The 21491-nt window shown below is 39.5% G+C and carries 20 protein-coding genes and 1 tRNA gene; 17 read left to right on the forward strand and 4 right to left on the reverse strand.

Going from position 1 to position 21491, the window contains the following annotated elements:
* Window positions 1–82: 82 nt before the first annotated feature.
* The 11 genes from ACOQO1_RS06065 (at window position 83) to ribB (ending at window position 10967) form a co-directional block, all read left to right on the forward strand.
* Complete coding sequence (locus ACOQO1_RS06065; protein ID WP_420601972.1) at window positions 83–1303, forward strand: aminotransferase class I/II-fold pyridoxal phosphate-dependent enzyme; 1221 nt, start codon at window positions 83–85, stop codon at window positions 1301–1303.
* A gap of 60 nt (window positions 1304–1363) precedes the next feature.
* Window positions 1364–2851, forward strand: a complete 1488-nt coding sequence (locus ACOQO1_RS06070) for a Na+/H+ antiporter NhaC family protein (protein WP_420601973.1) — start codon at window positions 1364–1366, stop codon at window positions 2849–2851.
* Between the two features lie 204 nt (window positions 2852–3055).
* Window positions 3056–3700 (forward strand): peroxiredoxin, encoded by a 645-nt coding sequence (locus ACOQO1_RS06075; RefSeq protein WP_420601974.1) that lies wholly within the window; start codon window positions 3056–3058, stop codon window positions 3698–3700.
* Between the two features lie 4 nt (window positions 3701–3704).
* The gene (locus ACOQO1_RS06080; protein ID WP_420601975.1) at window positions 3705–4019 is read left to right on the forward strand and encodes a thioredoxin family protein; all 315 of its coding nucleotides are present in this window, start codon (window positions 3705–3707) and stop codon (window positions 4017–4019) included.
* Window positions 4000–4257, forward strand: coding sequence for a DUF6952 family protein (locus tag ACOQO1_RS06085; protein ID WP_420601976.1), 258 nt, complete (start codon window positions 4000–4002; stop codon window positions 4255–4257). The genes ACOQO1_RS06080 and ACOQO1_RS06085 overlap by 20 nt, the downstream gene beginning before the upstream one ends.
* A 102-nt stretch (window positions 4258–4359) precedes the next feature.
* Window positions 4360–4866 (forward strand): thiol peroxidase, encoded by a 507-nt coding sequence (tpx, locus tag ACOQO1_RS06090; RefSeq protein ID WP_420601977.1) that lies wholly within the window; start codon window positions 4360–4362, stop codon window positions 4864–4866.
* The gene (locus ACOQO1_RS06095) at window positions 4859–5224 is read left to right on the forward strand and encodes a diacylglycerol kinase family protein (protein ID WP_420601978.1); all 366 of its coding nucleotides are present in this window, start codon (window positions 4859–4861) and stop codon (window positions 5222–5224) included. Before tpx ends, ACOQO1_RS06095 begins: the two co-directional genes overlap by 8 nt.
* Before the next feature lie 62 nt (window positions 5225–5286).
* On the forward strand, window positions 5287–7659 hold the full coding sequence (locus tag ACOQO1_RS06100; protein WP_420601979.1) for a DNA translocase FtsK: 2373 nt from the start codon (window positions 5287–5289) through the stop codon (window positions 7657–7659).
* 1 nt (window position 7660) lies between these two features.
* Window positions 7661–8311, forward strand: a complete 651-nt coding sequence (locus tag ACOQO1_RS06105) for a LolA family protein (protein WP_420601980.1) — start codon at window positions 7661–7663, stop codon at window positions 8309–8311.
* Window positions 8312–8315: 4 nt separating this feature from the next.
* Entirely contained in the window at window positions 8316–9824 is a 1509-nt protein-coding gene (locus tag ACOQO1_RS06110) for an LptF/LptG family permease (protein WP_420601981.1), read from the forward strand.
* Window positions 9825–10967, forward strand: a complete 1143-nt coding sequence (gene ribB / locus ACOQO1_RS06115; RefSeq protein ID WP_420601982.1) for a 3,4-dihydroxy-2-butanone-4-phosphate synthase — start codon at window positions 9825–9827, stop codon at window positions 10965–10967.
* On the opposite strand, the gene ACOQO1_RS06120 is transcribed toward ribB, so the two are convergent.
* On the reverse strand, window positions 10964–12157 hold the full coding sequence (locus ACOQO1_RS06120) for a DegT/DnrJ/EryC1/StrS family aminotransferase (RefSeq protein ID WP_420601983.1): 1194 nt from the start codon (window positions 12155–12157) through the stop codon (window positions 10964–10966). The two genes, ribB and ACOQO1_RS06120, sit on opposite strands and share 4 nt — an antisense overlap.
* Window positions 12158–12201: 44 nt before the next feature.
* On the reverse strand, window positions 12202–12957 hold the full coding sequence (locus tag ACOQO1_RS06125) for a sulfite exporter TauE/SafE family protein (RefSeq protein WP_420601984.1): 756 nt from the start codon (window positions 12955–12957) through the stop codon (window positions 12202–12204).
* Between the two features lie 103 nt (window positions 12958–13060).
* On the opposite strand from ACOQO1_RS06125, the gene ACOQO1_RS06130 reads away from it, so the two are divergent.
* Window positions 13061–13145, forward strand: a tRNA-Ser gene (locus tag ACOQO1_RS06130).
* Between the two features lie 92 nt (window positions 13146–13237).
* On the opposite strand, the gene ACOQO1_RS06135 is transcribed toward ACOQO1_RS06130, so the two are convergent.
* Window positions 13238–14011, reverse strand: coding sequence for a MerR family transcriptional regulator (locus tag ACOQO1_RS06135; RefSeq protein ID WP_420601985.1), 774 nt, complete (start codon window positions 14009–14011; stop codon window positions 13238–13240).
* 197 nt (window positions 14012–14208) lie between these two features.
* Here ACOQO1_RS06135 and rluF point away from each other — a divergent pair, with 197 nt between their 5' ends.
* The 3 genes from rluF (at window position 14209) to ACOQO1_RS06150 (ending at window position 17343) form a co-directional block, all read left to right on the forward strand.
* Window positions 14209–14931: a 23S rRNA pseudouridine(2604) synthase RluF gene (gene rluF / locus ACOQO1_RS06140; protein WP_420601986.1), complete on the forward strand. Its 723-nt coding sequence runs from the start codon at window positions 14209–14211 to the stop codon at window positions 14929–14931.
* A 223-nt stretch (window positions 14932–15154) separates the two neighbouring features.
* Window positions 15155–16015 carry a hypothetical protein gene (locus ACOQO1_RS06145; protein ID WP_420601987.1) on the forward strand — a complete coding sequence of 287 codons (861 nt, stop codon included), beginning with the start codon at window positions 15155–15157 and terminating at the stop codon, window positions 16013–16015.
* Between the two features lie 683 nt (window positions 16016–16698).
* A complete protein-coding gene (locus ACOQO1_RS06150) occupies window positions 16699–17343 on the forward strand; it encodes a response regulator (protein WP_420601988.1) in 645 nt (214 codons plus the stop codon).
* 115 nt (window positions 17344–17458) lie between these two features.
* Here ACOQO1_RS06150 and dnaK read toward each other — a convergent pair whose 3' ends face one another.
* Complete coding sequence (gene dnaK, locus ACOQO1_RS06155; RefSeq protein ID WP_420601989.1) at window positions 17459–19378, reverse strand: molecular chaperone DnaK; 1920 nt, start codon at window positions 19376–19378, stop codon at window positions 17459–17461.
* A gap of 220 nt (window positions 19379–19598) precedes the next feature.
* Here dnaK and ACOQO1_RS06160 point away from each other — a divergent pair, with 220 nt between their 5' ends.
* The gene (locus ACOQO1_RS06160; protein ID WP_420601990.1) at window positions 19599–21023 is read left to right on the forward strand and encodes an L-serine ammonia-lyase; all 1425 of its coding nucleotides are present in this window, start codon (window positions 19599–19601) and stop codon (window positions 21021–21023) included.
* Window positions 21024–21047: 24 nt separating this feature from the next.
* Window positions 21048–21293: a VF530 family DNA-binding protein gene (locus ACOQO1_RS06165; protein WP_420601991.1), complete on the forward strand. Its 246-nt coding sequence runs from the start codon at window positions 21048–21050 to the stop codon at window positions 21291–21293.
* The last annotated feature ends 198 nt before the right edge of the window (window positions 21294–21491 follow it).

Raw genomic sequence — 21491 nt, forward strand, 5'->3', positions numbered from 1 at the left:
ATTATAGATTTATAATCTATATATACTACTATTAATTGACATTAATTCTAATCATAGGTATTTTTACATCAAAACTAATCCAATGGACTACAAAGCATCAGAAAACATACAGGACTTACAGTATTTTGGCGAGTTTGGAGGAGTAAATCCTTCCATTTCAGACTCATCTACCTATACCTTTTTATCGGCAAAAACCATGTTCGATACTTTTGAGGGCAATACCGAAGGTTGCTATCTATATAGCAGGCACTCCTCCCCTTCAAACCTGTATTTAGGTGAAGCAATGGCGCAACTGGAAGGAACAGAATCCGCCAACATCTATGCTAGTGGGATGGGGGCAATCAGCTCTGTTATCTTTCAACTTTGCAATGCAAATGAACATATTGTTTGTAGTAGGACTATTTATGGGGGTACTTATGCTTTTCTAAAGAATTTTTTGAAAAAGTTCAATATCTCCACATCCTTTGTTGATATTACTAATCTTGAAGTGGTTGAGCAATCCATCACACCAGAAACCAAAATGATATACTGTGAGGCGGTGAGCAACCCTTTGTTGGAAGTAGCAGATATAAAAGCACTTTCCAAATTGGCCAAAAAATACGGTATCCCTTTGGTAGTGGACAATACCTTTTCTCCTTTGAACATTAATGCGGCTAAGTTAGGAGCTGATATTGTGGTTCACAGTCTCACCAAGTTCATTAACGGTAGTAGTGATTGCGTAGCCGGTGCAGTTTGTGCCTCAACAGAATTTTGTCTGAGTCTAAAAGATGTAAATGATGGAGCGGGAATGCTTTTGGGCAGTACATTGGATAGCGTAAGAGCAGCTTCTATTCTCAAAAATATGAGAACATTGCACATCAGAATAAAAAAGCATAGCGAAAATGCATATTACCTTGCTGAACAATTTGAAAAAGATGGGCTTAAAGTGGTATACCCAGGACTGGAAAGTCATCCTGGACATGAAACTATGAAAGCACAAATGAATGCTGAGTACGGGTTTGGGGGCTTGATTACGTTGGATGTAGGTTCACTGGACAAGGCCAACGCCCTAATGGAACTCATGCAAAAAGAAAAATTGGGGTATTTGGCCGTTAGTCTCGGTTTTTATAAAACCCTGTTTAGTGCTCCAGGTACTTCTACTTCTTCAGAAATTCCTTTGGAAGAGCAAGAAGAACTTGGATTGTCACAAGGACTTATCCGTTTTTCAATAGGTCTTGATAATGACATTCACAAAACCTATTTGGCCATGCGCAGCTGTATGCAAAAATTGGGCGTTTTGGAAAACGATACGGTAATAGTGTAAACATCCGTTTGCAGAACAAACTTCAAAATCGTAATATTACCCGTAACAAAATTAGACTTCATGCCTAAAAAAGAGGAAAAGCCCAAGTATCGACAAGATGAACATATCGTAGAAAATAAAGAGTTGAATATTTGGGAGGCGCTGATTCCTGTTTTTGCATTGGTAATCATGCTGGCCTACAACGTTTTTGTCTTTGGAGACAGTGCTGTTGATGGTTCAAACCAGTTTATTTTGTTGCTTGGTGGCGCAGTGGCTGCTATTGTAGGCTTTTTGAACAAGGCGTCCTACAAGCAAATGATTGCGGAGGTGGCCGAAAATGTGCGATCCACCACCGGAGCCCTGCTCATCCTACTAATGGTGGGTGCATTGGCAGGTACTTGGTTGATCAGTGGCATTATTCCGGCTATGATCTATTACGGACTTCACATATTGAACCCTACAATATTTCTCGCCGTATGTGTTGTTATCTGTGCTATTATATCCATTGCCACAGGTAGTAGTTGGACAACCGCAGCTACAATTGGTATTGCACTGATCGGAATTGGGGATGTTTTAGGAATCTCTCTTGGAATGACAGCCGGTGCCGTACTTTCAGGTGCTTATTTTGGGGATAAGATGTCCCCGTTAAGTGACACCACCAATCTGGCCCCTGTGATGGCCGGAGGCGAGCTTTTTTCCCATATAAGATATATGGCTTTAACAACTATCCCAACAATTTCCATTACCCTATTGGTCTTTGTAATTATGGGATTCACCGTTGATTCCACAGGCCCTACGGACGCATCCGATATACTTGGCATAATTGATGCCAAGTTCAACATCAATGGTTGGTTATTCATTGTTCCAATAGTGGTCATTTTCTTGATTATCAAAAAAACCCCTCCTTTGGTCGCCTTATTAATCGGCACACTACTTGGAGGATTGTTTGCGCTTATTTTTCAGCCAGAAATAGTAAGTTCTTTGGGTGGCGGTGACAAACTTACATTTGAATCTGGATACAAGGGAGTTCTAAATGCGATTACTGGGGAAACCCAATTGGATGCGCCAGAGGAATACCGAAAGCTTTTCAAGTCCAAAGGGATGTTTGGCATGTTAAATACAATTTGGCTCATTATCTGTGCCATGGTCTTTGGTGGTATTATGGATGGTATAGGGGCACTGGAGCGCATCACCCAATCCTTGTTGAAAATGGCAAAGTCCACTTTGGGCCTATTTGCCAGTACCGTAGGAAGCTGCTTGGCATTGAATATTACGGCCTCAGACCAATATCTGGCCATTGTTGTACCTGGAAAAATGTTTTCCAAAGCTTACCACGACCGCGGATTAGCTCCTGAAAACTTGAGCCGAACCTTGGAAGATTCCGGTACCGTAACCTCCGTACTGGTTCCTTGGAATACATGTGGCGCCTATCATAGTGGAGTTTTAGGCGTGGGCGTGGGTGAATATGCGCTGTATGCCGTTTTTAATTGGTTAAGTCCATTTATGACCCTCTTGTTTGCTGCTTTCAAAATAAAGATCAAACAACTGGCGGCTCCTTCAAATGCATAACCGATTCTTATCAAGTTTTTTCCAATTCGCAAGTTTTTTCATTGATTATGCACGATAAACCCACGCTATTTTTTTGATTAGCAGCGGGCTAGCGCACAGTATCAACAAGCACTATCAGCGCATAACAAAATCTAATCCCAAAGCTTTAGATTAAGAAGTGCTTGAAATACATTTGCACAAAATCAATAAATAAAAAGTATTAAAATGACGCATGTAGGGAAAAAATTTCCAAATCTTGAAGTAAATGCAATTGATGAATTGGGAGACACCTTTAAAATCAATGTTTTGGATAAAGCTAAATCCGAAAACAAGAAAATTATTCTTTTCTGGTATCCCAAAGACTTCACTTTTGTATGTCCCACAGAGTTACATTCATTCCAACAAGCTTTAGGCGAGTTTGAAAAAAGAAACACCCTTGTTATTGGTGCTTCCTGCGATACTGCAGAAGTGCATTTTGCATGGCTGAACACAAGCAAGGACAATGGCGGCATAGAAGGTGTTACCTACCCCATTCTAGCTGATAGTAACAGAAATTTGGCCAATGCTCTTGGCATATTGGATATTCAAAATGAAGAGTTCAATGAAGAAACAGAAAGTATTTTTGTTGAAGGTGACAATGTTACCTATAGGGCCTCTTATTTGATTGATGAAGAAGGCACCGTATTCCATGAGAGCATAAACCATATGCCATTGGGAAGGAACGTAAATGAGTTTTTACGTTTGATTGATGCCTATACCCATGTGCAACAAAAAGGAGAAGTATGTCCTGCCAATTGGGAAGAAGGCAAAGAAGCCATGAATGCCGATAGAAAAGGTGTTGCAGAATACCTTTCCAATCATATAAACTAATCCTATGGTTTTAGAATTGGAGCAGGATAACCTGCAAGAAATCATTGGGGACAAGAAGAATGTTATTGTACAGTATTCAGCATCTTGGTGCGGCAATTGTAGAATTATGAAACCTAAATTCAAAAAAGAGGCCCAAAACAATGAAGATGTTACATTTGTTTTGGTAGATGCGGAAAAGTTCCCAGCATCAAGAGGTCTTGCCAATGTTGATAATTTACCAACATTTGCAGCTTTTGTGGATGGCACTCTTAAAACCCAGGTGCAGACCAATAAATATGATGTGCTAAAAACATTGATCAATGAGGTTGCCAGTAATTAAACATGTTTTATCATTCATTGAAGCCAATGATGAGGATTATGTTATTGAAACCCTTGAAACTCTTGAACATTTAACTGAGTCTTCCCATTTAAAAGATGAGGAAATAGATGTGATTGGAGAACTGATTTCAAACATGTACGGAGCCATAGAGGTTTCAAAAAAGATGAGCTCTGGTGTTGCCAAGAAAGAGGCGCTCAACGAATTTATGTCCAGGGTCATAGGCTCAATTGACACATAGCATAGGATGCCCTAACGGTTGTTGAAAAACCTTCTTGGCCATTTTGTCAAGAAGGTTTTCTTTTTTCTCTATTTTTGGAGACCAATCTTAATTCAATATAACATGGCATCAATAACTTTAGGAGGAAGCCCTGCAAATACCGTGGGAAACCTTCCAGCAATCAATACACCAGCTCCCAATTTCACTTTAACAAAATCTGACCTTTCCCAAGCTTTACTTTCGGATTATGCCGGCAGCAAACTTGTGTTGAATATCTTCCCTAGTGTGGATACAGGAACTTGTGCACAATCAGTACGACAATTTAACCAGGAAGCGGCAGAACTTGACAATACTAAAGTATTGTGTATCTCCAAAGATCTTCCTTTTGCACAACAAAGATTTTGTGGCGCTGAAGGAATTGAAAATGTAGATATGCTTTCCGACTACAAAACAGGGGATTTTGGAAAGGATTATGGGGTAACTTTTGCGGATAGCGCTTTTGCATCCCTCCTTTCTAGATCTGTGGTGGTAATAAACAAGGAAGGGAATGTGGTTTACACCGAACAGGTCTCGGAAACTGCTGATGAACCTAATTACAAAGCGGCACTAGAAGCATTGATGGATGCCTAAAGAATCTTTCTTGAAAAATAGGATTAAAAGTGTTGGCTATGCCTTTAAAGGGCTATTTCTGCTATTGAAGACAGAGTCCAGCATCAAAATTCAATTTTTTATTGCCCTATTGGTTACTGGTGCGGGTTTTTACTACAATATTTCAAGTACCGAATGGATGGTACAATTGCTTGCCATAGGAATGGTTATGGGAATAGAAGGATTAAATACAGCTGTTGAGAAAATATCGGATTATATCCAACCTAAAAAAGACCCAAAAATTGGTTTTATAAAAGATATTTCTGCCGGCGCCGTTATGATAGTATCCATTGTTGCAAGCATAATCGGACTCATTATTTATCTGCCAAAAATGGTATAACAAACATCTGGGGTCCTAGGTAGCATCGTAAATTTGTAAATTAGCCCCCATATTAGAGATTAATGGCAAAAAAAAGGACTAAATCCAAAAAACCTACATCTTCCAAAAAAGGCTTTTCACTAAAGCTGTCCAAACAAAACAAGATTATTTTGGGCAGCCTATTGATCGTGCTCAGCATTGCCCTGTTCTTCTCTTTTATGTCTTACTATTTTACATGGCAAGAAGATCAGAGCATGCTTTCCGAATTCAAGGATAGAAATGCACAAGCAAGCAATCTGTTGAATAAGTTTGGAGCAAGCGTAAGCCATTTTTTCATGTACAAAGGTTTTGGTCTGGCCTCATTGGCCTTTCCTTTATTATTGGCCATTACCGGACTTTATCTTTTTCTTGGGCTGGACAGTAAAGGTCTAATTGGCAAATGGATATGGGGACTTACAGGAATCATATGGGTTTCAATTGCACTAGGTTTTTTCGCATTTGAACAACCGTTACTTGGTGGTCTTATCGGATATGAAATGAATGACTTTCTCCAAGACTATACTGGTAAAATAGGAGTGTTCCTTTTATTGGTATTTGTGTTGATGGTCATTTTGGTACGACTCTTCAATTTTAGTCCTGAAGGGATTGCCAATTTTTTCCGGTCACAAAAGCAACAACTTAAATCTGATTTCAAGAAAAGTAAACCTGCTCCCGTAACTGTTCAATCTGATGATGGCAGTGTTGAACTCAGCATGGAAACTGATACTCCCGTTGTTGTGGACACCTACACCCATAAAAAAGACATTCCACCTTTACAAAGTGAAGCGGGATTGGATGTCGACCTTCCGCAAGAAGAAGATGTGGATATAGATCTAAAAGTTGAAAAGGTTACGGAGGAAAAAGAAGAAACAGATGTGAAGGCCGCCAAACTGGTCAAGGATTTTGGTGAGTTTGATCCTAAATTGGAATTGGGAAATTACAAATTCCCTCCTATCGAACTTCTTGACCCGCATGGAGCATCTGGTGGCATTACTATCAACCAAGAAGAACTCGAGGAAAACAAGAATAGGATTGTAAGCACCCTAAAGAACTATAAAATTGGAATCGCCCAGATCAAGGCAACCATCGGTCCAACTGTAACCCTGTATGAAATTGTACCGGAAGCAGGTATCCGGATTTCCAAAATCAAAAACCTTGAAGATGATATTGCTTTATCCCTGGCTGCTCTGGGCATTAGGATTATAGCTCCTATTCCCGGAAAAGGCACTATTGGTATTGAGGTTCCCAATAAGAATGCCACCGTGGTTTCCATGAGGTCCGTAATCGCTTCCAACAAGTTCCAGAAGGCAGAGATGGAACTTCCCATTGCCTTCGGAAAAACCATTAGCAATGAAACTTTTGTAGTGGACCTGGCCAAAATGCCACATATGCTTATGGCCGGGGCAACTGGTCAAGGTAAATCTGTTGGATTGAATGCGGTAATCACCTCGTTACTTTACAAAAAACATCCGGCAGAAATTAAGTTCATTCTGGTTGATCCCAAGAAAGTGGAACTCACACTTTACAATAAAATTGAACGCCATTTCCTGGCTAAGCTTCCAGATTCTGAAGATGCCATAATAACGGACAACACCAAGGTAATCAACACACTCAATTCGCTCTGTATTGAGATGGATAACCGTTACGAACTGCTTAAACTGGCGATGGTCCGAAATATTAAGGAGTATAATGTCAAGTTCAAGGCCAGAAAGCTGAATCCCAATGACGGCCATAAATTTCTACCCTATATTGTTTTGGTGATTGATGAGTTTGCAGATCTTATCATGACAGCGGGCAAAGAAGTGGAGACCCCCATTGCCAGATTGGCACAATTGGCACGTGCCATTGGAATACATTTAATTATTGCTACACAAAGGCCATCGGTTAATGTTATTACAGGAATCATTAAAGCTAATTTCCCAGCCCGTATTGCATTTAGGGTAACTTCCAAAATCGATTCAAGGACCATTTTGGATGCCCAAGGTGCTGATCAGCTTATTGGTCGCGGAGATATGTTATTTACCCAAGGAAATGATGTTACAAGGCTTCAATGTGCTTTTGTAGATACCCCAGAGGTGGCTAAAATTACAGAATATATTGGCTCACAACGTGCGTACCCAGATGCCCATTTGCTCCCTGAGTATGTAGGGGAAGATTCTGGCACGGGTATTGATTATGACATTGCGGACAGGGATTCCATGTTTAGAGATGCGGCCGAGGTAATTGTGACCGCTCAACAAGGATCGGCTTCCTTAATCCAACGAAAATTAAAATTAGGGTACAACAGGGCCGGAAGAATCATAGATCAATTGGAAGCTGCCGGAATAGTGGGACCTTTTGAGGGCAGTAAGGCCCGTCAAGTATTGGTTCCAGACATTTTATCCCTTGAACAACTATTACAAAACGAAACAAAGTAACATGACATTTAGAAAACAATTTCTTTTTATTGGTCTTTTGGCAATAGGATTTTTCTCTTATGGCCAGAACTCTTCCAAAGCAAAAGTTTTATTGGATGAAGTATACACCAAAGCAAAAAGCTACGATAATATTTATATAGACTTTATATCTTCCTTGGAAAACACAGAAGCTAATATTAAACAGGAAACCAAAGGAAATGTATATATAAAAGGTGATATGTATATGTTGGATTACTTAGGCGCCCAACAACTTAATGATGGAAAAAAAGTATATACCATTGTTCCGGAAAATGAAGAAGTGACCATTGAAAATATCACTGAGGACAACAATAATATTACCCCTTCAAAAATGCTTACATTTTATAGAACCGGGCATAATTATCAATGGGACATTCTCCAAAACGTTGGGGGAAGAAAAATACAATATGTGAAGCTTACTCCTATTGATTCCAACACAGAAATCAAGTCCATCCTATTAGGTGTGGATTCACAGACCAAGCATATTTATAAGCTCATTCAAACGGGTAAAAACGGTACAAAAACATCCATAACTGTTAATTCTTTCAAAACCAACCAGTCACTGTCAAGCACACTGTTTACTTTTAACGAGAAAAAATACGAGGACAAAGGATACTATATCATAAGAAATTAGGGCATTGAAAATACTGGACAGGTATATATTATCTAGATTTCTCTATAACTTTTTTAGTTCTTTCTTTATATTAATTGTCATATTCATTTTTCAAGGGATATGGCTTTTTATAGATGATTTAGCTGGAAAAGGCCTTGGCATTGTAATCATTGGAAAATTTATTTTTTACTTTATTCCAACACTGGTGGATAAAGTATTGCCCTTAACAGTACTACTATCCTCCATACTTACCTTTGGCACCTTTGCGGAAAATTATGAGTTTGCTGCCATGAAAGCTTCGGGCATTTCACTGCAAAGGGGTATGCGTAGCTTAATTATTTATGTAATCTTTTTAGGTGGAGTAACTTTTTTCTTTGCCAACAATGTTATTCCAAAGTCCGAACAAAAAATGTTCAACCTTAGGCGAAACATTGCTAAAGTTAAGCCTGCAGCAGCTATCACCGAAGGTGTTTTCAGTGATTTTGAAGGTACCGGTGATGGAATGAATATTAAGGTGGACAAAAAATATGGCGAACAAGATCGGTTTTTGGACAACGTAATCATCCATAAAAAAAACAAGCAAAGCATAAACAATGTTGTCATCAAAGCAAAATCTGGTGAGCTGATCAGCAGTGAGGATTCCGACATTATTCAACTGGTGCTAAAGGACGGAAACTATTACGAAGAAATCCAATCCAAAAAAAGCAAGGAAAAAAGAAAACACCCTTTTGCAAAATCCAAATTTGAAACCTATACCATCAATATCGACATTTCCGAATTGAACAATCAAGATTTGGAAGAAGATGGCAACATTACCACGGACAAAATGAAGAATGTGGGCCGGTTGATCAAGGATATTGATTCTTTGGGCAAGAACAATTTGGAAAAAGTTGAGGCTTTTTCCAAGAATATCACCAATCGTATGGGGGCGTTCCCCATTCCCATAAAAAAGGACAGTACCAAAAAAGAAGAGGTGGTAAACGCAAACCTCAACAGGCTACTTGAAGGACAAAAAGGCCAAAATGACAGTATTGAAAGCGTAGATCAATTGGTAAAAAGTCTTCCTAAATGGCAGCGCCAGCAAGTAATCAATACGGCTAAAACGACAGTTTCTGGCATTCTTTCTACCGTTGTTTCCAAAAAAGAAGAACTCCAAAAAAGGTTTAAGTTTTACAATAGCCATATCCTTTCCCTTCATAAAAAATATGCGCTGGCCTTTTCTTGCATCATTTTGTTCTTTGTGGGAGCACCTCTTGGCGCTATTATCAGAAAAGGTGGGTTGGGATTACCTATGGTCATTGCTATTATGCTATTTTTGAGCTATTATTTTATTGGAGTATTTGCAGGAAATTATGCCAAAGAAAATAACATTCACCCTATCTTGGGAGCGTGGTTGGCAACATTGATCATGCTGCCGCTTGGAATTTCACTCACTAAAAGAGCTACTGCAGATAGAGGTCTTATTGGATTTGGACATATAATAGACGGCATTAAAAACCTCTTTAAAAAGAAAGAAAAAGTTTCGGAAGAATAAATGGTTTCCAAAAAAGAAGAAAAAATACAGCTCAATGCCATTGAAGATGCCATTGAAGATATAAGACAAGGCAAAGTCATTATTGTTGTTGATGATGAGAACAGGGAGAATGAAGGGGACTTTTTGGCCGCTGCAGAATTGATTACCCCGGAAACCATCAACTTTATGGCCAAGCATGGACGCGGCTTAATTTGTGCACCACTCACCGAAGGAAGATGTGAAGAATTGGGACTGCATAAAATGGTTACTCACAACTCAGACCCGTTGGAAACGGCCTTCACCGTTTCGGTGGATTTACGGGGCAATGGCGTGACTACGGGAATTTCGGCTGCTGATCGTGCCAAAACGGTCATAGCCCTTACCGAACCCGTTACCAAACCACATGATTTGGCCAGACCTGGACATATTTTTCCATTGATTGCCAAAGAAGGAGGAGTATTAAGACGTACCGGACATACCGAAGCTGCAATAGACTTTGCAAGATTGGCAGATTTAAAGCCTGCAGGAGTCATCGTTGAGATTATGAACGAGGATGGTACAATGGCCAGACTACCTCAATTACTAGAAGTTGCCAAAAAATTTGACTTAAAGATTGTCTCCATTGAGGATTTGATTGCCTACCGAATGGAGCACGATAGTCTTATTGAGCGTAAAGAAGCTTTTGACATCCAAACCCGTTTTGGTGAATTCCGTCTGCGTGCATATAAACAAACCACCAATGATCAAGTGCATATTGCTTTGGTCAAAGGCACCTGGAAAACAGGTGAACCCATCTTAACACGAATCAATTCCACTTTGGTGAACAATGATATCTTGGGTACTTTGACCAATAATCCGGATGAATCACTGCGCCGAATGTTCGATGCCCTCAACGCTGAGGAAAAAGGTGCCATGATCTTTATCAATCAGGGAAACCAATCCATGAATTTGTTGGGTCGCTTGGCCGAGCTTAAAAAGTTACAGGATAAAGGGATACACAAAGCACCCAAAATTGACATGGACACACGGGATTTTGGTATCGGAGCCCAGATTCTACATGATTTGGATATTTCCAAGATTAGATTACTGACCAATTCTAGACAAACCCGAAGGGTTGGAATGGTGGGTTATGGTTTGGAGATTGTGGAGTATGTTACCTATTAGATTATTCTTTGAATGGTATCGACCATCTTTTTTGCCCGAACTTGAACTTCTTCTTCTGTCCAACCTAGCTTGATAAGGCAAGAAATGTTTCTTCCCACCCAATGGTCAGAAGCTGAAAAATCAAATTTGGACTCATCTTGAAGCGAATCAACAACTTCTTGAGGCAACTTACCCAATGATTTTGCAGCTGTTAAGTGTTCCCATTTACGGTAATAGTGCCAATTGTTATCAAACCAATAAAAACAACCATCTACTCCAGCTTCACCAAGTGCTTTTTGAGCGTTTCTTGCTACCTCTTCCGAAGGAAGAAAAAAGTTAAGAAACGAGTAGTTCTCCTCTCCCCCTTCTGGCACTCGTCTGAACACTATCTCTGGAATTTGAGAAAGTGCATCCCTCAAAATTGTGTAGTTTCTTTTCTGGATGGAAATAAACTCATCCAATCGTCCAATTTGGGCCAATCCAACTGCTGCGTTCAATTCGGAAATCCTAAAGTTATATCCTAAAAAAGGATGTGCTTCCGCTCCCCTATCATTTCCCATATGATCATGACCATGGTCGGAATATTTATGAGCATTTTCATAAAAAGTTTTGTTATTGGTGATTACTGCTCCACCTTCTCCGCAGGTAATCGTCTTTACATAATCAAAGGAAAAACAGCCCAAATCTCCAATACTGCCCAGAGGTTTCCCCCGGTAGCTTCCACCTATGGCTTGGCAAGCATCTTCCAATAATAACAGACTATGTTTTGTACAAATGGACTGCAAAGCATCCAAATTTGCCATGGAACCGCACATATGAACGGGCATTACCACTTTTGTTTTTCCCGTAATGGCAGCTACCACGGCCTTTGGGTCAAGTGTAAGGGTATCATCCACATCCACCAAAATAGGAACCGCACCCAAAGCCAAAATGGATTCAAAACTGGCTACAAAAGTAAAGCTGGGCATAATTACTTCATCCCCCGCTCCAATACCAGCACTTGCTAAAGCCACCGTCAATGCTGCTGTACCACTACTGACCAAATGTGTATGCTTTGTTTTCATTCTTTCGGAAAGAACGGCTTCCAATTCCTTGGCTTTCCAATGTCCGTTACGCATTCCATCAAAACCATAGCGCATCAACACTCCTGAATCCAATACGTCTTGTACTTGTCTTTTCTCCTTATCTCCAAAAAGTTCAAATCCTGGCATAAATTTTCGATTTTAGATTCCGCTCCTGCGAAAACAATAACTTCTTATGTAAAAAACCATAGTTTGATGGCCATTGCAATGACCATGACCACCAAAAATGTTTTGATAAACCCGTCTCCTTTGTTGACTGAAACACGACTAGAAACCCATCCTCCGACTCCTGTACCGATGGCTAGTGTAAATCCTGCCAACCAATCAATTTTATCATTTATGATGAACACAACCAAGGCTGAAAGCGTATAAGCTAACACAACAGAAACCTTGGTGGCATTTACCCTGACCAAATTCATCTGGTTTACATAATGCAAAAACAAAATAATGACAAAACCGATTCCTGCATTGATAAATCCACCATAAATTCCAATAAAGAAGAAAGCTACAATTCCAATCCAAAGATGCTTGCCGGTGGTACGTTCGGCAAGTTCCTCAACATTGATTTTTGGTTTAAAGATGATAATCAATACTACGGCCATCATAACGATTGCCAGGATACGATTGAACGTCTCACCTTTTATATCAACCGCTATTTGGGCTCCAATAATTGCTCCGATTAAGGCTGAAATGCCCAAATACACATTGAATGGGAAAGTGGATACACCCTTGCTCTTAAATCCCGCAGTGGCCAATGAGGTTTGGATAATGATTGCCACTCGGTTTGTTCCATTCGCAACACTGGGTGGGAGTCCCAAAAAAATTAGGGTCGGAAGAGCCAAAAGAGAACCTCCTCCGGCTATTGTATTTATAAACCCAACAGCAAAGCCAACTACAACCAATAACACATAGTGATACCATTGATCCATGGGCGCAAAAGTAGTAGGTTATATCGGAATTTAAGTCTTAAAAAAAATAAAGTCTAGAGGCTTTTATAGAAATAAAAAAGGTTAGTATATTTGCACCCGCATTGGAGGAATGGCAGAGTGGTCGAATGCGGCAGTCTTGAAAACTGTTGAGGGTCACACCTCCGGGGGTTCGAATCCCTCTTCCTCCGCAATCCAATGAAAAAAGCCCCTTGTTTAGGGGCTTTTTATTTGCCAGTAGATAAAATCTTACTTTTTCAGCTTAGGTTTATATAATAAACTCTTAAAGTAACTGCGTCTCTGCGTAATACCGCATGGCTTCCTTTAAAAATTGTGCATACTGCGGCTGTGGCTGTCCATCTACCATGGTATAACGTTCATCGGCCACATAAAGCTCTCCTAAACCGGCATAAGCCTTTCCTTGAGAATCTTTTGACCCAGCGGTCCCCCAAAAAGTGCGAATTATTTGATAATGTTGTGATATGAGTCTTTGCACTTTATCATCTTCTGGAGAGGTTCTGCGCAACTCAAATAACTCTTTATTTACTTTTTCAAAATTCTTTTTCAAGGATTCAAAATTTGCTTCTCCTAGTTTTAACAACTCCGTTTCCGCATTTTCAACTAAATCCCTGCCATATTCTTCAATGGCTTGTTCTCTGTAAACAGTTCCCATTTCTTTGGGTAGCCCTTTGTACAACATTTCTGGTTTCATCATCTTTTTTTCTTTTGTTAAATAATCAATTGTTTTATCAATGGTTTTTAATAGTGTCCTTATTTGTTCTCCACGTTTTTTTAGAGCTTTTTTGTGACTCATTAATCCTTCAATCAAATCATATTCTGGATCATCCAATAATTGACTTATGTTTTCAAGTGAAAAATCAAGCTCCTTATAAAAAAGAATCTGTTGTAGACGGAGCAGTTCAGTTTCTCCATAATAGCGATACCCTACCTCGGTTCTTTCTTTTGGTTTTAACAGTCCGATCTTATCGTAATAATGAAGTGTACGTATGGTAACCCCAGATAATTTTGACACTTCTTTTACACTATACTTCTTCATTCTTTATTGTTTATTTCTGATTGATAGGGCAAAACTAGGCTATGACGTAAGGTAAGAGTCAAATATTTTAGTCATTTTTTGAAGAAAAAAATTATAAATTATTGATAATCAAACGATTAATATTTGTATTATTTAAATTACATGTCTACTTCCTCTACTAGAAGTTTACGATATTCGCAAAATCAACTTCCAGTTTTATGAAAGAAACCCGAATCAACAAATACCTAAGTGAAGTAGGCTACTGTTCCCGTCGTGCCGCTGATAAATTAATAGACCAGGGAAGGGTTACCATTAATGGAAAGATACCGGAAATGGGCACTAAAATCACCCAGAATGACGAAGTTAGAGTGGATGGAGAACTCATTTCCGAACCCAAAGACAAACCTGTGTATCTGGCATTTCATAAACCTATAGGCATTGTATGCACTACGGATACCAGGGTTGAAAAGGACAATATCATTGATTTCATCAATTACCCAAAACGTATCTTTCCCATTGGCAGATTGGACAAACCCAGTGAAGGTCTAATTTTTATGACGAATGACGGGGATATTGTCAACAAAATCCTCAGAGCGCGAAATCACCATGAAAAGGAATATGTTGTGACGGTCAACAAACCTATCACCTCAGATTTTCTTAAGAAAATGCGGAATGGGGTACCTATTCTTGATACGGTTACCAGAAAATGTAAGGTGGAACAATTGGGACAACATCAATTTAAAATTATACTGACCCAAGGACTGAACCGCCAGATTAGAAGAATGTGCGAATATTTGGATTATCGGGTGAAAAAACTAAAACGTGTTCGGATTATGAATGTTGAATTGGATGTACCTGTGGGCAAATGGCGGCATTTAACGGACAATGAACTCAAAGAAATCAATAGATTAGTGTCCTCTTCGTCAAAAACGCATGATTAGCCTTTTTAAATTTGGTTCCTTATATTGCTTTACTCTCCGACTATATGCACAAAACATCGTTAATCGGCATATTTGTCAATTCACAAGTGTTAATTATTTAAAATATATTCGATAAAATACCATTTTTATTCGTTAAAATTCAAAACCTATGAAAAATTCATAAGTAATTCGTAAAAATATTTCTTCAAATTTGTCATGTATTAACCCCCAAATCGTTAAAATCATGACACGTTCATTAACCTACAGCTTGACTCTAATCATTGGTTTGCTATTCACTACTCCAATTATAGCGCAAAACCCCATAAAGTTTGAGAATACAAACGGAATCATAAATACAACCAACCAAAATGGGCATTTATCCACGCTTGAAGGCTACATTCCTTCAATATCCGTAACCCAAGATGGCACAACAGCATATTTTAGCAGGTCTAGTGAACAAAAACCAATGTACGGCCTGTTTTCCAAAAAGGAACTTATACATGAGATTTATCGCGCTGAAAAAATCAACGGTAAATGGGGTAATATTACCAAGTTGAAAGTATGCCCGAAATATGCTTCTGCAAAACATCCTACTGTTTCAGAAGATGGTAAACGTCTTTTCTTTGCCTCCAATATGAAGGGAAGCTATGGTAAATACGATATATATGTTGCCGATATTAATACCGACGGAAGTTTAGGTGTGTCCAAAAACCTTGGGCCAAAGGTAAATACAAAAGAAGACGAGTTGTTTCCTAACATATACAATAGTACACTTTTGTTCTTTGCTTCTGAAGGGCGCGATGGATTTGGAGGCTTGGACCTCTACGCAACACAAGTGGTTCACAACACCCTTACCACTTCTGTAAATCTTGGAAGCCATATCAACAGCAGCAGGGATGATTATGCCATACAGCTTGATGTTGAAAAAGGAGAGAGTTATGTAGTTTCCAACAGAGGACAAAACCATACTATTGAGCAAGTAACCATTGCCTATAGAAGACAATCCATGGACGGCACCATGGTAGCCTATAGCGATGAAAACCTTAAAACGGCCTTGAGTACGGGAACTTCGCACGAATACACCAGTACTTCCTTTGACGATTAAGAAATTTAAAAAATAAATTGGTCCTCTACCTGAGAGTTATCTGATTTTGTCAATTACCGAGATACTAAATCTTTATGAACTGTGATGAATTAAACAGGGGTTACTACACTTTATCATAGAAGCGGGTTGTATTATTTCACTTGGACCGATTTAGCAAGAATAGGATGTTCTAAAAAGAGCATCCTATTTCTTTTTGTACTGTACTGTGGATGAATAATCCAAAGGTTTCCGTAACACTTGTATTTACAGACATTTCACTTATTTTTCATGAAAAAGGGAAAGTGCATTTGAACGAAAAAAACTACAAAAAACTCTTCTGAAGGAAAAAATTCCCTAATTTAATTTTTGAAATAATACAAAATCCCAAATCTTAAACTCATGAAAAAAGCTACAATTCTCGGTGCAAGACCAAGTCCCCTAAACCAAACAAGGGTTCTTTTCTAGCATTCCAAAACCTTTTCTAAATCACTATTGATTTAATCCTTTACAGGATTGTTATCAGCATGTCCAGCTAAGGGCATTGGTGAGACACTGTTGCGTTGTATAATTTATTTTGTAAAACTCAAAAGTTCTCCCTTTATGTTCCCATGTGCTGGCATGGCAGACAGGATACATTTTGCCCTAAATCTGGATAAAATGAAGTGCGACAATGACAAAATCAGATAACTCAAAATCTAGTAACCATGAAAATTGAACCATTAAAAATTGTAATTATTGACAATGACGAAAAACTACACCCTCTATACCGATTTTATTTTAGCGACCAATCGCCTTATGAACTAACAGGTATCTATTCATCAGTGAATAGATTTATGTCGCATTCCAGAAAAACGGAAGCAGATATTATTGTTTCCGAAGTCAATCTGACTGGAATTTCGGGAATTGATGGAATCCTCGATTTCCACAAACAGCACAAAGCTCCAAAAATCTTGATGACAAGTCAGAAATGTGATTTCAAGATTATAAAAGAAGCCTTTAAAAAAGGAGCAAACGGATTTCTGACCAAACCCTTGACCAAAAACCGCTTCTTTAATGCCTTAGAGGAACTGCATGAACATGGAATAGCTTTGGAACATGATGTGGCCAAAAAAATCATTCATTCTTTTCAATGTAAAACGTATGAGCGGTTTTCAAAAAAAGAAAATCAAATTATTGAGCTGCTCACCCAGGGATATACCTACAAGATGATTGCTGACAGACTTTGTGTAACACCCAGTGCGGTAAATTTCCACATCCAAAATATTTATGTAAAACTCGACGTGAATTCCAAAGCCGAAGCCTTGAAAAAGCTTCAAGAACTGGAAATACGTCAATTAAATGCTGCTTAGTTGAATTTATTTAAAAAGAAAAGCCCGCAACATGGTTGCGGGCTTTTTTATTATTCAAACTTGAAGTTTTACTTGACTTCTTCGAAGTCTACCCTTCGATTTTGCTCAGGACAGGCTACTTGACTTCTTCGAAGTCTACGTCTTCAACATTATCACCTTCGGCGGCGTCACTTCCTCCAGCGGCGCCTTCGGCTCCAGCTGATGGATCAGCACCATTGGCTTGCGCAGCCTCGGCCTGAGCTTTGTACATCTCTTCTGAAGCTACTTTCCAAGCTTCATTGATTTTCTCCAAAGCAGGCTCAATTACCGCAAGGTCTTTGGTTTCATACGCTTTCTTCAACTCTTCTAAAGCATCTTCAATAGGCTTCTTTTTATCATCGGATAGCTTATCTCCAAATTCCTTCAACTGCTTTTCCGTTTGGAAAATCATTCCGTCTGCCTCATTCAACTTATCTGCGGTTTCCTTGGCCTTTTTATCCGATTCAGCATTAGCTTCCGCTTCTGCTTTCATTTTCTGGATTTCCTCTTCAGTCAAACCAGAAGAAGCCTCAATACGGATATCCTGTGTCTTGTTCGTAGCCTTGTCCGTTGCAGATACCTTGATAATACCGTTTGCATCGATATCAAAAGTTACTTCAATTTGAGGTGTACCTCTGGGCGCTGGTGGAATACCATCTAAATGGAATCTACCAATAGTTTTGTTATCCGCAGCCATTGGACGCTCTCCTTGCAATACGTGAATCTCAACCGAAGGTTGATTATCCGCCGCTGTGGAGAATACCTGTGACTTTTTTGTTGGGATGGTTGTATTCGCCTCAATCAATTTGGTGAACACACTGCCCATGGTTTCAATACCCAAAGAAAGTGGAGTAACATCCAACAGCAATACATCTTTTACATCTCCTGTCAATACACCACCTTGAATAGCCGCACCAACTGCAACTACCTCATCTGGGTTAACACCTTTGGAAGGTTTTTTTCCGAAGAACTTCTCAACAGCTTCCTGTACCGCAGGAATACGTGTTGACCCACCAACCAAAATAATCTCATCAATATCGCTTTTTGAAAGTCCGGCAGATTTCAATGCAGTTTCACAAGGCTTGATGGTTCTTTTCACCAAATCCTCAATCAATTGTTCAAATTTGGAACGGCTCAATGTTCTTACCAAGTGCTTTGGCCCAGAAGCTGTTGCTGTTACATAAGGCAAGTTGATTTCGGTCTGCGCAGAAGAAGACAATTCAATTTTTGCCTTCTCAGCAGCTTCACGAAGTCGTTGCAATGCCATCGCATCTTCTCTAAGATCCAGCTGTTCATCAGCTTTGAATTCTTCGGCCAACCAATCAATTATTTTTTGATCTACATCATCACCTCCCAAGTGGGTATCTCCATCTGTTGCCAATACTTCAAAAACGCCATCACCCAATTCCAGGATAGAAACATCATGTGTACCGCCTCCAAAATCAAAAACCACAATTTTTTGATCTGTATCTTTTTTATCCAATCCGTAAGCCAAAGAAGCTGCAGTTGGTTCATTGATGATTCGCTCTACGGTTAACCCAGCAATTTCACCAGCCTCTTTTGTAGCTTGTCTTTGTGAATCGTTAAAATATGCAGGAACAGTAATCACCGCTCTGGTTACATCCTGTCCCAAATAGTCTTCAGCAGTTTTCTTCATTTTTTGAAGAATCATTGCTGAAAGTTCTTGAGGCGTATACAAACGTCCATCAATATCTACCCTTGGTGTATCGTTGTCACCTTTTTCTACTTTGTAAGGAACGCGATCTGCCTCTTTTTTAGATTCAGAAAATTTGTTCCCCATAAATCTCTTAATGGAATAAATAGTTTTATGCGGGTTGGTCACTGCTTGTCTTTTTGCAGGATCTCCCACCTTTATCTCACCGCCTTCCACAAATGCAATTACAGAGGGAGTTGTACGCTTACCCTCGGCATTTGGGATTACCACGGGCTCGTTACCTTCCATCACAGAGACGCAGGAGTTGGTCGTACCCAAGTCTATACCTATAATTTTGCTCATTGTATCTAAAGTTATATCTGTTTGAATTTCTTTTTTGTCTCGTTCTAGAAATGTCAATGATCATGCCATGTCAAAGAATATGACAAGGTGGCAGAAAACCTGGATACCTACCATATAATGATTTAATAATCAGCAGATATGGTTCGATTTAAAAATTCATGATCTTGGCACACTATTTAATCCTTTCTAGCTTGCTATATTTGAAACCAAAATGTAATGCATGGAATGTATCAGTGTTTTTGATATGTTGAAAATTGGTGTAGGGCCTTCGAGCTCCCACACCCTAGGTCCATGGAGGGCTGCTGAAAGATGGATCAATGAACTAAACGACCAAAACCTTTTTGGATCGGTTGCTGAAGTGAAAGTGTATCTATACGGGTCCCTTTCCCTAACTGGAAAAGGGCATGCCACGGATATTGCCTTGGTTATGGGACTGCTAGGGTGTGATCCAGAAACGGTTCCAACTGAAACCATAGGAGAGACCATTGAGAAAATAAAGACATCCAAGAAACTGGTATTGGGAGGGACAAAAGAAATATCTTTTGATTTTGACCATGACATCGTTTTCAAGAAAGATTTTCTACCATTCCATTCCAATGGCATGCAATTTCAAGCCAACTTGGATAATGGGCAATCCACTATGGAAACCTATTATTCCATTGGCGGAGGTTTTGTTGTTAAGGAGGGACTTGAACATTCCAAGGAAAACAAGGCCACATTCAAGACTTTCCCATGTCCCATAAAAACAGGAGAGGAACTGCTCCGCTATTGTGAAGAGAAACGCAAGTCCATTTCTGATATCGTTCTAGAGAACGAGCTTTCACTTAGGACTGATACCGAAATAAATAAAGAACTTCAACGTATATGGGACACCATGTTAGAGTGCATGTATTTGGGCTGCCATACCGAAGGTACCCTACCTGGTGGACTAAATGTAAAGCGACGTGCCTTTAATCTACACCAAAAACTAAAAGACTCACATCCCTACTCCTCTCAGCAGGAATGGCTGGAAAGTATTCGTGAGACCGAGGTGAAATTCCGCCAGATCATTAAATGGGTCAGTTGTTTTGCACTATCCGTCAACGAAGTCAATGCGGCCTTAGGTCGAGTTGTCACTGCTCCTACTAATGGAAGTGCAGGGGTGATTCCTGCTGTACTCATGTATTATTTGGTGATTGAAAACCATGATGGGGATTTTGAGGATATCAAACGGTTTTTATTGGTAGCAGGTGAAATTGGCAGCATCTTTAAAAAAGGAGCTACCATCTCAGCTGCCATGGGTGGTTGCCAAGCGGAGATCGGAGTATCCTCCGCAATGGCAGCTGGTGCACTGACAGAATTAATGGGCGGTACCCCGGAACAAGTACTCATGGCGGCCGAGATTGCCATGGAACATCACCTGGGACTTACGTGTGACCCCATTGGAGGCTTGGTGCAGGTTCCTTGTATTGAACGTAACGCCATGGGTGCCATAAAAGCAATCAATGCTGCAGAATTGGCAATGGATACAGACCCCAATGAAGCCAAAGTACCTCTGGACAAAGTAGTAAATACGATGTGGGAAACCGCAAAGGATATGAATTCAAAATACAAGGAAACCTCAGAGGGTGGACTGGCCGTAGGCGTCTTTTTAAGTGATTGCTAATCCAAATTATTAAACCAACACATCATGCTTAATCAAAACAATTCCAAAAGGGAACAACCAAATAATCCATTGCATGGCGTTAAGTTGTTGGATATGTTAGAATTGTTAGTAGAACATTACGGATGGGAAGAATTGGCAAATCGAATCAGCATAAATTGTTTCAAAAATGACCCTTCCATCAAATCCAGTCTCAAATTTTTAAGAAGAACCCCATGGGCCAGAGATAAAGTTGAACGACTCTATCTTAAGTTAATGACAGGAAAAAATTAGGTGCATTTTTCCTGGAATACAGTAAATCATTCAGCTTATACAAAATTCATGTATAAATTGAGCAACTTTCACTACCTTGACTATTGATTAACAACGAATTATTAAATGTAATCGCCCATTCAATAGCTATGGCACCGTAATTATCATCTCCCCAGATAGCACTATGCCATTTTATTCAATATTCCCCCACTGATTTGT

The sequence above is a fragment of the Flagellimonas sp. genome, assembly GCF_965222555.1.
Lineage (GTDB): Bacteria > Bacteroidota > Bacteroidia > Flavobacteriales > Flavobacteriaceae > Flagellimonas.

Excerpts from the sequence above, each read along its gene's own strand:
- dnaK (WP_420601989.1), bottom strand. The coding sequence starts at position 19,378 with ATGAGCAAAATTATAGGTATAGACTTGGGTACGACCAACTCCTGCGTC.
- ACOQO1_RS06070 (WP_420601973.1), top strand. The coding sequence starts at position 1,364 with ATGCCTAAAAAAGAGGAAAAGCCCAAGTATCGACAAGATGAACATATC.
- ACOQO1_RS06100 (WP_420601979.1), top strand. The coding sequence starts at position 5,287 with ATGGCAAAAAAAAGGACTAAATCCAAAAAACCTACATCTTCCAAAAAA.
- ACOQO1_RS06135 (WP_420601985.1), bottom strand. The coding sequence starts at position 14,011 with ATGAAGAAGTATAGTGTAAAAGAAGTGTCAAAATTATCTGGGGTTACC.
- ACOQO1_RS06165 (WP_420601991.1), top strand. The coding sequence starts at position 21,048 with ATGCTTAATCAAAACAATTCCAAAAGGGAACAACCAAATAATCCATTG.
- ACOQO1_RS06095 (WP_420601978.1), top strand. The coding sequence starts at position 4,859 with ATGCCTAAAGAATCTTTCTTGAAAAATAGGATTAAAAGTGTTGGCTAT.
- ACOQO1_RS06150 (WP_420601988.1), top strand. The coding sequence starts at position 16,699 with ATGAAAATTGAACCATTAAAAATTGTAATTATTGACAATGACGAAAAA.
- ACOQO1_RS06160 (WP_420601990.1), top strand. The coding sequence starts at position 19,599 with ATGGAATGTATCAGTGTTTTTGATATGTTGAAAATTGGTGTAGGGCCT.
- ACOQO1_RS06125 (WP_420601984.1), bottom strand. The coding sequence starts at position 12,957 with ATGGATCAATGGTATCACTATGTGTTATTGGTTGTAGTTGGCTTTGCT.
- ACOQO1_RS06145 (WP_420601987.1), top strand. The coding sequence starts at position 15,155 with ATGACACGTTCATTAACCTACAGCTTGACTCTAATCATTGGTTTGCTA.
- ACOQO1_RS06120 (WP_420601983.1), bottom strand. The coding sequence starts at position 12,157 with ATGCCAGGATTTGAACTTTTTGGAGATAAGGAGAAAAGACAAGTACAA.
- ACOQO1_RS06075 (WP_420601974.1), top strand. The coding sequence starts at position 3,056 with ATGACGCATGTAGGGAAAAAATTTCCAAATCTTGAAGTAAATGCAATT.
- ACOQO1_RS06065 (WP_420601972.1), top strand. The coding sequence starts at position 83 with ATGGACTACAAAGCATCAGAAAACATACAGGACTTACAGTATTTTGGC.
- ACOQO1_RS06105 (WP_420601980.1), top strand. The coding sequence starts at position 7,661 with ATGACATTTAGAAAACAATTTCTTTTTATTGGTCTTTTGGCAATAGGA.
- ACOQO1_RS06080 (WP_420601975.1), top strand. The coding sequence starts at position 3,705 with ATGGTTTTAGAATTGGAGCAGGATAACCTGCAAGAAATCATTGGGGAC.
- rluF (WP_420601986.1), top strand. The coding sequence starts at position 14,209 with ATGAAAGAAACCCGAATCAACAAATACCTAAGTGAAGTAGGCTACTGT.
- ACOQO1_RS06085 (WP_420601976.1), top strand. The coding sequence starts at position 4,000 with ATGAGGTTGCCAGTAATTAAACATGTTTTATCATTCATTGAAGCCAAT.
- tpx (WP_420601977.1), top strand. The coding sequence starts at position 4,360 with ATGGCATCAATAACTTTAGGAGGAAGCCCTGCAAATACCGTGGGAAAC.
- ribB (WP_420601982.1), top strand. The coding sequence starts at position 9,825 with ATGGTTTCCAAAAAAGAAGAAAAAATACAGCTCAATGCCATTGAAGAT.